General features: G+C 72.6%; 6 protein-coding genes. 1 reads left to right on the top strand and 5 read right to left on the bottom strand.

The window, feature by feature from the left end; genetic code table 11:
* Positions 1–174: 174 nt before the first annotated feature.
* Positions 175–1,068 (bottom strand): DUF3068 domain-containing protein, encoded by an 894-nt coding sequence (locus ACFYWM_RS19565; protein ID WP_389916517.1) that lies wholly within the window; start codon positions 1,066–1,068, stop codon positions 175–177.
* A gap of 132 nt (positions 1,069–1,200) precedes the next feature.
* Here ACFYWM_RS19565 and ACFYWM_RS19560 point away from each other — a divergent pair, with 132 nt between their 5' ends.
* Entirely contained in the window at positions 1,201–2,457 is a 1,257-nt protein-coding gene (locus tag ACFYWM_RS19560) for an acyltransferase family protein (protein ID WP_389916515.1), read from the top strand.
* On the opposite strand, the gene ACFYWM_RS19555 is transcribed toward ACFYWM_RS19560, so the two are convergent.
* The 4 genes from ACFYWM_RS19555 to ACFYWM_RS19540 form a co-directional block, all read right to left on the bottom strand.
* Positions 2,384–3,412, bottom strand: coding sequence for a DUF3068 domain-containing protein (locus ACFYWM_RS19555; RefSeq protein ID WP_389916513.1), 1,029 nt, complete (start codon positions 3,410–3,412; stop codon positions 2,384–2,386). The genes ACFYWM_RS19560 and ACFYWM_RS19555 overlap by 74 nt on opposite strands.
* Entirely contained in the window at positions 3,409–7,767 is a 4,359-nt protein-coding gene (locus ACFYWM_RS19550) for an alpha-(1->3)-arabinofuranosyltransferase family protein (RefSeq protein ID WP_389916511.1), read from the bottom strand. The genes ACFYWM_RS19555 and ACFYWM_RS19550 overlap by 4 nt, the downstream gene beginning before the upstream one ends.
* 6 nt (positions 7,768–7,773) lie before the next feature.
* A complete protein-coding gene (locus ACFYWM_RS19545; RefSeq protein ID WP_389916509.1) occupies positions 7,774–9,048 on the bottom strand; it encodes a glycosyltransferase family 4 protein in 1,275 nt (424 codons plus the stop codon).
* 229 nt (positions 9,049–9,277) lie between these two features.
* Entirely contained in the window at positions 9,278–9,409 is a 132-nt protein-coding gene (locus ACFYWM_RS19540; RefSeq protein ID WP_344745256.1) for a hypothetical protein, read from the bottom strand.
* Between the last annotated feature and the right edge of the window lie 77 nt (positions 9,410–9,486).

Here is a 9,486-nt window from a genome sequence, read left to right as displayed (position 1 = left end):
TTTTTTACCCCCCCTCCACCCCAAACACCCGCGCTTTTATTCACGCGTAAAATTGGGGCACGGGTTTCGTGTGTGGGCCCCCCGGCACGGGCAAACCGGGGGGGGGGGGGGGGGGGGCCCCGCGGCCTCCCTCTTTCGTTCCGTCAGGGGCCGTCCTCCGCCGGAGGGGCCCCGTCAGGCGCCCTGGCGGCGCCTCATGAGCAGGAAGCCGACGACGCCCAGGACCAGGCCGCCCACCAGGAGCGCCGCCGGGATCGTGGTCCTGAGCAGCGTGATGGTGTTCCGGCCGTCGACCGCGTTCTTGACCAGGTCGTCCTGGGTCTGCTGGGTCATCTTCGCGGTGGCGACGAAGGCCAGCGAGCGCTCGATCCCGTCCTGGGTCTTGAGCACCTCGTGGCGCTGCTGCTCCTGCCGGACCGGCGAGCCGGTGGCGGGCTCGATCCAGAAGGTGTTGACGCCGTCGTAGATCCGGTCCACCTGCACGTCACCGGTGTCGTCCATGCCGAGGACGGAGGCCGGGGCGGTGATGGTGTCGGTCTTGGTCGGCGGGATGGCCTGCTCGAACCGGTACACCGTGAGCCCCCCGACCTGCTCCTCGCCGACGAACTTGGCGTCGAACGCCTTGCCGGTGGTCGCGTTGAACACGCTGTACGTCTTCTTCTCGACGTCGAACGGCCACTTGTAGATCTGGCCCTGGAGCTGCACCGGGGTCTTGTCGATGTTGACGTCGCAGCAGTTGACACCCTCGCCGGTGTACTTGTTGAACGCGCTGCGGCGCTCGCTGAAGTTGATGAGGGGGTTCTGGTTGGTGACGTCGTTGACCGCCATCGCCTCCTCCCAGACGACCCGGTCGCCCTCGGCCGCGGCGACGTCGCCCCTGGTGGTGACGGTGATGTCGAGGTCGCCCGTCATCACCTTCAGGTCCCCGGGGCTGAAATACTGGGCGCCGACGGCCTCCAGCTTGCTGATGCCGTACTGGTTGGCGGGGGCGGCGATGAGGGTGGCCGCCACCTGGAACCGCACGAGCGGTGCGAGAACAATGAGGAATGCCCCGATTCCGATCAACACCAAACCGATGACGCGACGCATCGCTCCTCCAGGGGCCGTGCGCTGTATAGGTGTCCGGATCGCCCTATAACATGTTCCATTTCGCGATATGTTAGTGCCGGGAATCATCTACGTCACCAGGGATGCCAAAAAGTGACCGAAACAGGTTCTATGCCGGTTCACCGGGAGTTGAACGGCGAGGACGTGCGGGATCTCCCGGCGGTCGGCGGGCATCTCGACGCCATGGACGGCGTCCGCGCGGTCGCCTCCTTCGGCGTTCTGGTATACCACGTGGCGAGCACCACGGGCGCCTCCCTGCGCGAGGGGTTCCTGCCCGCCCTGCTCTCCCGGGGCGACATCGCGGTGCCGATATTCTTCATGCTCTCCGGCTTCCTGCTCTACCGGCCCTGGGCCCGGGAGGCGATGGAGGGCGGGGCGCGCCCCGGCACCGGCGACTACCTGTGGAAGCGGGCGCTGCGCATCCTGCCCGCGTACTGGCTCGTGGTCGCCGTCGCGCTCTCGCTGTGGTCGTGGCCGCAGGCGGCCGACCCGGTCAGGTGGCTGCCCTTCCTGCTGCTGGCGCAGAACTACGTCCCCGACCCGTGGTGGGCCGGCGCGAGCCCGCCGGGGCTCGGGCAGATGTGGAGCCTCTCGGTCGAGATGACCTTCTACCTCGCCCTCCCGCTGATCGCCGTCGCGCTGCGCGCCCTGGCGAGGCGCGGCGCGCACCCGGTGGCCAGGGCCCGGCTGCTGCTCACCGGCATCTGCGCGCTCGCCCTCGTCTCCCCGCTCTGGGCGATCTTCAGCCACGTCCCCGTGCACCGGCCCGAGCTCGGGCTCTGGCTCCCCCGGTCGATGCTCTACTTCGCGACGGGCATGGCGCTCGCCGTCGTCTCGCTCTGGGCGCACGCCGAGAGCGACCCGGACGCGCCGGTGCGGCGGCTGACCAGGGGGCTGCGCGAGTCGTGGGTGACCTGCTGGATCATCGCCGCCCTCGTCTACGCCGTCGCGGCCAGCCCCGTCGCGGGGGGCCGCCTCTTCGAGATCCAGGACCTGTGGACGGACTTCTTCGAGATGGCCCTCTACACCGTCTTCGTGCTCGCCCTGATGGCTCCGGTGGCCCTGCAGACCGCTGCGCCCTCGCCGCCCTCCCCCCTGCGTTCGCTGCTCGGCAACCGGGTGATGCGCTATCTCGGCCGCATCTCCTACGGCGTCTTCCTGTGGCAGTTCGTGGTGATCGTGGGCTGGTACGAGCTGACCGGCCAGCAGACCTTCACCGGCGGCCTGCTGACGACACTGGTGGTGTGCACCGCGTTCACCGTGCTGCTCGCCGACCTCAGCCACCGGCTGGTCGAGGCTCCGGCGCTGCGGCTGCACCGCCTCCACCGCCGTCCTCCGCGCGCTCGCTGAGACCGTCCTCGTCGCCGTCCTCGGAGCCCTCGGGAGCGGGGACGCGTGCCTGCACGCGCAGGCCCGCCACCAGCAGCAGCGCTCCCAGTACGGCGAACGACAGCGGGAGCACCCGGTTGACGAGCGTCGTCCAGCGGCGGAACTGCTCCGCCTCCCCGGCGTTCCACCGCTCGTCCCCTTCGCTGGTGCGCATGTCGGCGGCGAGCGCGACCAGCCGCCCCCGGCCGTCGGGGGTGCGCAGGGTCTTGACCAGGTTCTCCCTGATCCCGATCACCATGCCGCTCTCCGGCTCCACCCAGAAGGTGCGGGTCCCGTCGAGGTGGGCGTCGACGGGGAACGGCTTCTGTCCGCCCAGGCCGAGGACCGATCCGGGCAGCTCCATGGGCTGCTGGACGAGCCGCTCGTTGACCAGGCGCTGCGCGTAGCGGTTGACCCGGACGCCGTACAGGGTCTCGATCCCCTCGAAGCGGGCGGCCACCGGGCGCCGGACGAGCGGGTCGTAGACCGGGTAGGCGATCGGCCGGGCGCCGAAGGGCCAGCGGAACACCTGCCCGCGCGGGGCGGGGTTCGCGTTCTCGTCGACGTAGTTCTCGCAGCAGTTGACCGCTTGCCCCGTACGACGGTCGAAGGCCGCGCGCCGCTCGTGGTAGTCGACGCGCCGCCCGTCGCGGGTGGCGAGGGAGACGAACTCGGTCCACACGGCGACGTCGGGCGTGGACCTGACCGTGTCCCCGTACCTGGCCACGACCGTCTCCAGCGGGACGCCCCGGTGCGTGCGCAGGGTGGCGGTGTCGAAGTAGGTGCCGGACTCGGTGGTCAGCTTGGTGATCCGGTCCTGCTCGGCGGGCAGGACCAGGCCGCTGGGGTAGATGTAGAGGCGCACCAGCGCGGCCAGCGTGAGCAGGAAGGCGCCGCAGGCCAGGAGGAGCACGCCGCGCAGCCTCTGGTCGATCATCGTCGCTCCGCGGGTCGGAGGGGACCGTCCTGCGCCCGTGCCCGCACCGGCAGCCACGGGCGGGGCGGCGACGGCACGCGCGCCGCGGCGAGCAGCAGGGCCAGCACGACCAGGCAGAGGTACTGCGCCACCGCCTCCCCGGCGTCCCCGCCGTAGCCGAGCGCGAGACCGGCCGCGCCGAGCGTCACCGCCACCGGGAACGGCGTGAGCAGCACCCTGCCGATCCGGTACGGCAGGCCGCCCGCGCTGTGCCCGGCCCCGGCGACGCCCCGCAGCCACAGGGCGAGCGCCGCCACCAGCCCGGCCAGCGCGGCACCGGCCCAGCCCTCGGCGAGGAGACCGAGCGCGGGGGCGAGCGGCCACAGCCAGACCGCCCGCGGTGTCGCGGGCCGCGACGCGGGAAGCCCGCGGGACGGGCGGGCGCGGGCCAGGGCGAGCACGACGACGAGCGCGACCAGCGCCCAGCCCGCGATCAGCGACGTCCGGTAGAGGCCGTCGGGGGCGTACGTCATCACGACGGTCCCGCTGCCGGGGGGCAGCAGCCACGCCTGCCGCCAGCCGTCCAGCCGGGCCGGTTCCAGCACGCGCCCGCCGAACGACGCCTGCCAGCCCCGGTTGAAGTTCTCGCCGAGCGCCAGGTAGGAGGGCTCGGTCGTGGAGACCCTGACCCGGCGCTCCCCGGCGTCCCACCTCTCGACCGTCGCGGCCCGCAGGGTCACCGGCGCCACCGCGCTCCCGGTGCCGGCGAGGCTCCCGGCGCCTCCGGTGCTTCCAGTGCTCCCGCTCCTGATGTTCTTGCTCTTTGTGTTCCCGCCGCTCCCGCGCTCACCGCTTCCGGTGCTCGCGCGCTCGCCGCCTCCGGTACTCCCCCGCTCACCGCCCCCGGTGCTACCGCGCTCGCCGCCTCCGGTGCTCCCGCTTCCGGTGCTACCGGTGGCGCGCAGGACCATCGAGTCGACCCGGAAGCCCTGGAGGGCGGTCGCGCGCACCCGCAGCGTGCCGCCCTGCGCCCACACCGCCTCGCAGGCCCGGTAGCCGACCGGGCGGCCGTTGAGCAGGTCGCCCAGGGTCCCGCTGTGGATCTCGGTGGGCGTCTCGACCCCGTTGACGGTGAGCGTCGGGCCGAACCCGCAGGGCATCCGCACCGGCTGCGCGTCCGGGGTGGGCAGCGGCGCGATACCCGGGATCGCCACCCCGAGCACCTCCATCCGCCAGGAGCCGAGGGCTCCGAAGGTGAGCTTCACCCGGCTCGCTTTCATCGGCGCGAAGCGGATCCAGCCGTCCTTCGAGGCCCAGGCGTACCGGACGCCGCCGTCGGTCTCGACGGTGACCCGGACCGGCGGGGCGCCCAGCCTGGTGTCGGGGAAGTCGACGCGCAGCCGGGACAGGGTCACCTTCCTGCCCAGCTCGGCGGAGAGCGAGGGCGCCAGGTCCTTGTCCCCGGCGTACCAGATGGTCCTGCGGTCGTCGTCGAAGGCCGCGTAGGCGCCGGTGGCCGGGACGTCGCCCGCGGTGGAGGAGGCGGTGGCGCGCGGGAAGCTCCCGGCGGGCATCAACACGGTCTCGGCCACCCGCTGGTCGGTGAGCACGGCCCTGCCCTCCAGCACGCGCCTCCCGGTGGCGACGGGAACCGACCGGTCGAAGGCGTAGCCGTCCTCGCCCACGAAGCGCAGCCGGTCCGAGCAGGTCCAGGCGTAGGAGCCGAGCATGCAGCCGGGGGCGGTGTCCGTCCGGCTGGTCACGACCGTCTGCCCCGGCGAGGCGGGGCCCGCCGAGGAGTCCGGCGAGGAGACCTGCCCCTGGGCGGGCACCACGAGCGTGCGCCCGGGGCGGACGCCGGGGATGGACAGCTCGGTGATGCCGACCCGGGGGTTGGGGTCGCGCAGGACGCCGGTGACCCGGATCCGGATCCGGGACGTCTTTCCCGCCGGGACGTTCAGCTTCTCCCACAGCGAGGTGAGGCCGAGCCGGGTGCGCACCTTCCCGGTGTCGGTCTCGACCATCACCTCCGAGACCGTCACCGCGTTCTCCGAGCGTTCGAAGACGGCCTGCATCGAGGGCACCGGGATCGGCTCGGCGAACTGGACCTCCAGCCACTGCTCGGTGGGCGGCTCCCAGCCGGTGGAGCGCCAGCCGGTGCGCAGGTCGAAGTCCACCGCGGAGTACGGCTGCTGCCCGCCGTCGCGGGTCCCGGGGGTCACGCCGAGCCTGGACTGCGAGGAGGAGGCGGTGACGCCCTTGATCCCGGTGAAGACGGCGACCGTCTTGGGCTCGGCCCAGGCGGGATCGGTGAGGTCGTAGGCGGGCCCCCGGCCCTCGTAGGGCTCGTCCGGCGTCATCGTCTCGCCGTACGGCCTGCGCAGGTCGCTCACCACCAGCTCGCGCCGCCGCATGGTGTCGGTGAGCACGGTGTCGGCGGCCGGGATCCTGTCCGCGCCCGGGTCGTCGCCGAGGATCACCGGCCGGTCGTCGTCGAGGACGCCCTCCTCGGCCATGGTGAGCAGCGCCTCGGGACCGCCGGAGACCCGCAGCGGCCTTTCCGCCGCGACCGTGCCGACCACGGGACGCGCCCCGGCGACCTCGTAGATCTCCAGGGAGGTGTACGGCTGGTCGAGCCAGCCCGCGCCCGTCGAGGAGTCCTCGAACCCGACCGTGGGCCCGAAGCCGCGCACCCGGTTCAGGCCCGGAGAACGGTCCAGCGCCTCGTGCACGCGCGCGGGCCAGGCGTCGCCGAAGGCGATCCTGTCGAGGTCGTTGCGGATCAGCAGGTAGCGCACGCCCATCCGGCGCAGCGTCCGGGTGAGCCCCTCGGAGCCCTGCCCGTTGGCGAAGCGGTCGTCGATCGCCTTGACGAGCCGGTTGGAGCCGGCCGTGCCCCACGGCACGATCGTGTTGCTCACCCAGCGGGCCTTCTTCAGCAGCGGCTGGAACGGCTCGTCGAGCGGCCGTCCCCAGGTGTACTCGCCGCGCCTGGCTCCCGGCAGGACCAGCACGGTGCCCTGGTCGGCCCGCTCGTCCAGCCAGGAGGCCGCCTGCCGCCAGTGCTCGGGGACGTCGGCGAACGCGCCGCTCGGGGCGATGCCCGCGGTGGCGACGGGGACGAAGGTGAGCCCGACCAGCCCGGCCCCCGCCACCGCGACAGGGAGGCGGACGAGGGCCCGGCGCGCGCCCACGTACGAGACGAGCGCGGCGAGTCCGAGCACCAGCGGAAGCCGGACGAGCGCGTTGAACTTGTGCAGGTTGCGGAACGGCGCGAGCGGGCCGTCCAGCAGCGCCCTGACGGGCTCGGCGAGCGGCCCGGCGTGTCCCGCGGCGAGGATGGCGACGCCCACGAGCGTGGTGAGGAGCAGGAAGGCCCGCTCGGGCGTGCGCGCGAGGGTGAGCCCGGCCAGCCCCAGCCCGGCGACGAGCGCGGTGACCAGCACGAGCCAGGGCGTCGTGGCGTGGTCGTAGGCGGCGGGCAGGAAGGGGCGGCCGTCCACCGGCAGGAAGGCCACCCAGCTGTTCATGCCGCGCAGCACGTTGGTGAGCGAGCCCACGACCGTGGTCGTCCACGCGTTCTCGGTGAAGGGCATGAAGGAGAAGACGTACCGGCCGAGCATCACCAGGGGGACGAGCCACCAGAACGACACCGCGGCGATCGCGGCGAGCCACCAGGCGATCAGCCGCCGCTTGCGCGGGCCGCCCGCCCGGGTCAGCAGGTAGATCATCGGTACGACGAGCACGGCCAGCTCGGCGGCGGCGTTGATGCCGCCCGCGAGCAGGAACACCAGCGCAGACTGGCCGGCGGCCCGGCGCGGGCTCGTCTCCCCGCGCGCGCCCCTGACGAGGAAGAGCAGCACCCAGGGCAGGACGGCGCTGGGGGCGAACTCCACGGAGTTGAACCCCATGAGCGCCTGCGCGTGCGGGGCGAGCGCGTAGGCGAGACCGGCCAGCACCCCGGCGAGCTGCCCGCCGATCCGCAGCGCCCTCGCCACCTGGGCGACGCCGACGAAGGCCACGCACAGGATCAGCGTCACCCACAGCCGCTGCACCACCCACGGCGGCATGCCCGCGTTGATCAGCAGGGTGTAGAAGGGGCCCATCGGGAAGATGTAGCCGTACGCCTGGTTCTGCAGGTGTCCCAGATAGTCCTGGTCCCACATGTTCAGCGCCTGGGACAGGAAGCCGATCGGGTTGATCGGCATGTCCAGCTTCGTCTCGGCGATGAGCATGCCCGGCGCCATGTTGAAGGCGACGGCCGCCAGGAAGAGGCATCCGGCGAGCAACCTGAGCCTGCGGCGGATCCCGGTGTCGGAGGCCCCGAACGTGGCGGGAGGCGCGGCCAGGCGGGCGATCCACCCCTCAGAGGTCACGGGCACTTATGGCGGGTCGGTCTCACCCGTGGCGAGACAGGGATCGGATACATGGAGGTGACGACCGTTTTTAGATAGTTCTGTGGTGATTAATCCGGTCATCGTAGCGCCCGTTCTTCCCCACGTGAACTCGGCGGCCCAGAGCCTGCACGCCTGCTGGATCTCCTCGCGCCTGGCCGGGTCCGACAGTTCCCGCAGCGCGCGGTCCACCACGTCGGCGAGCGCCTCACCCTCCCTGACCAGCCAGCCCGTGACGCCGTCGCGTACCGAGTCGCGCAGTCCCGCCACGTCGAAGGCGACCGTCGGGACGCCGAGCGCGGCGGCCTCGATCACGGTCAGCCCCCAGCCCTCGAACTCCGAGGCGGTGACGTTGACCCGCGCCGCCCCCAGGATCGCGTTCTTGGCGGCCTCGGGCAGGTAGCCGTGCAGGTGGACCCGGTCCTCCAGCCCGCGCCGGGCGGCGTGGGCGGCGAGCCGCTCCCGCTCGCCGCCGCGCCCGATGACGTGCACGTGGATGCCGGGCCAGGTCTTCTCCAGGTCGCCGGCGAGGTCCACCACCCGCTCGACGCGCTTGTGGCCGACGAGCCTGCCGAGGTAGACCACGGCGGGATCCCCCGTCGTGTCCCCGACGCTCGCGACCGGGCGCGCCACCGGGCTGCCGTTCGGGATGACCTGGATCGGCGCGAGCCAGCCGAGCCGCTCGCGCAGCTCGTTCCTGGAGGACTCCGAGACGGTGACGGTCGCGCGGTGCCGGTAGACGAGCCGGGCGACCGGCCCCTCGACGAAGCAGCCGATCCGGGCGAGCCAGCGCGGGAAGAAGGCGTGGAACTGGCGGTCGTGCACGTGGTGCACCAGGGAGACGACCGCCGTGCGCCGCCGCACGACCAGGGGGGCGAAGAAGGGGATGCCGTTCATGCAGTCGATGACGGCGTCGAAGCTCCGGCGCCGCAGCAGCATCCAGAGCGGGACCAGCAGGTAGACCAGGAAGGGGTTGCCCATCCGCCGCAGCGCGATGCCGTCGCGCTCCTCGGCCGCGGGCTGCCCGGGCTCCCTGGAGGTGACGAAGGTGACCGAGGCCCCCTGCCCGACCAGGTAGCGGCTGACCTGCCAGGCGTACTCCTCGGCGCCGCCCGCCACGGACTGCAGCGGCTCGCGGAAGTTCAGGACGGCGACGCGCACCCCGCGCATGGACGGCCGCTGCCGGCCCGTCGCGGCCACCAGGCCCGCGGCGGGCGGCGGGCCCGAGGCCCGGGGGGTCGCCCTGGCGCCCTGTCCGGCCACGACCACTCCTATCTCCTGCGTCTCCTGTGACTTCGTGGGGCATGCCCTTGTACGACGGGTGTCCGGGTGAACCGCCGCCGCACGGCACGCGGGCAGGGCGGCGCCGGGGGAATCCGCGCATGCGGCGGCCGAGCCCTGTCGCTTCGACGTGACCCGGAACGGGTTTCCCTCGCGTCGGGGGGTTCCGGCGTTCAGGTGGCTGCCGGGGCCGTGCGGCGGCCCCGGACCGTCACCTGGTGCCGTAGTTGTAGAGCGGTCTGTTGGGCGGCTCGGGGGTGGGCGCCGCGACGTTCGTGACGGCCACCGACGCTCCTACCGCCAGCACCGCCCCTACCGCCAGAGCGGCAATCACTCGCAACACTCGAGTTCTCCCTCCAACGCGTGGTCGTGCGGTCTGCCCGACAGTAGAACCTGATACTGGTCTTCAGCTAGTCAATC

Origin of the sequence: Streptosporangium sp. NPDC002721, from assembly GCF_042888905.1 — a bacterium.
GTDB lineage: Bacteria > Actinomycetota > Actinomycetes > Streptosporangiales > Streptosporangiaceae > Streptosporangium.
The sequence above is the reverse complement of the archived record's forward strand: the minus strand, read 5'-3'. Positions and strand labels throughout refer to the sequence as shown.

Bases quoted from the DNA above. Each gene is read 5' to 3' on its own strand.
- ACFYWM_RS19555 (WP_389916513.1), bottom strand. From the start codon at position 3,412: ATGATCGACCAGAGGCTGCGCGGCGTGCTCCTCCTGGCCTGCGGCGCC.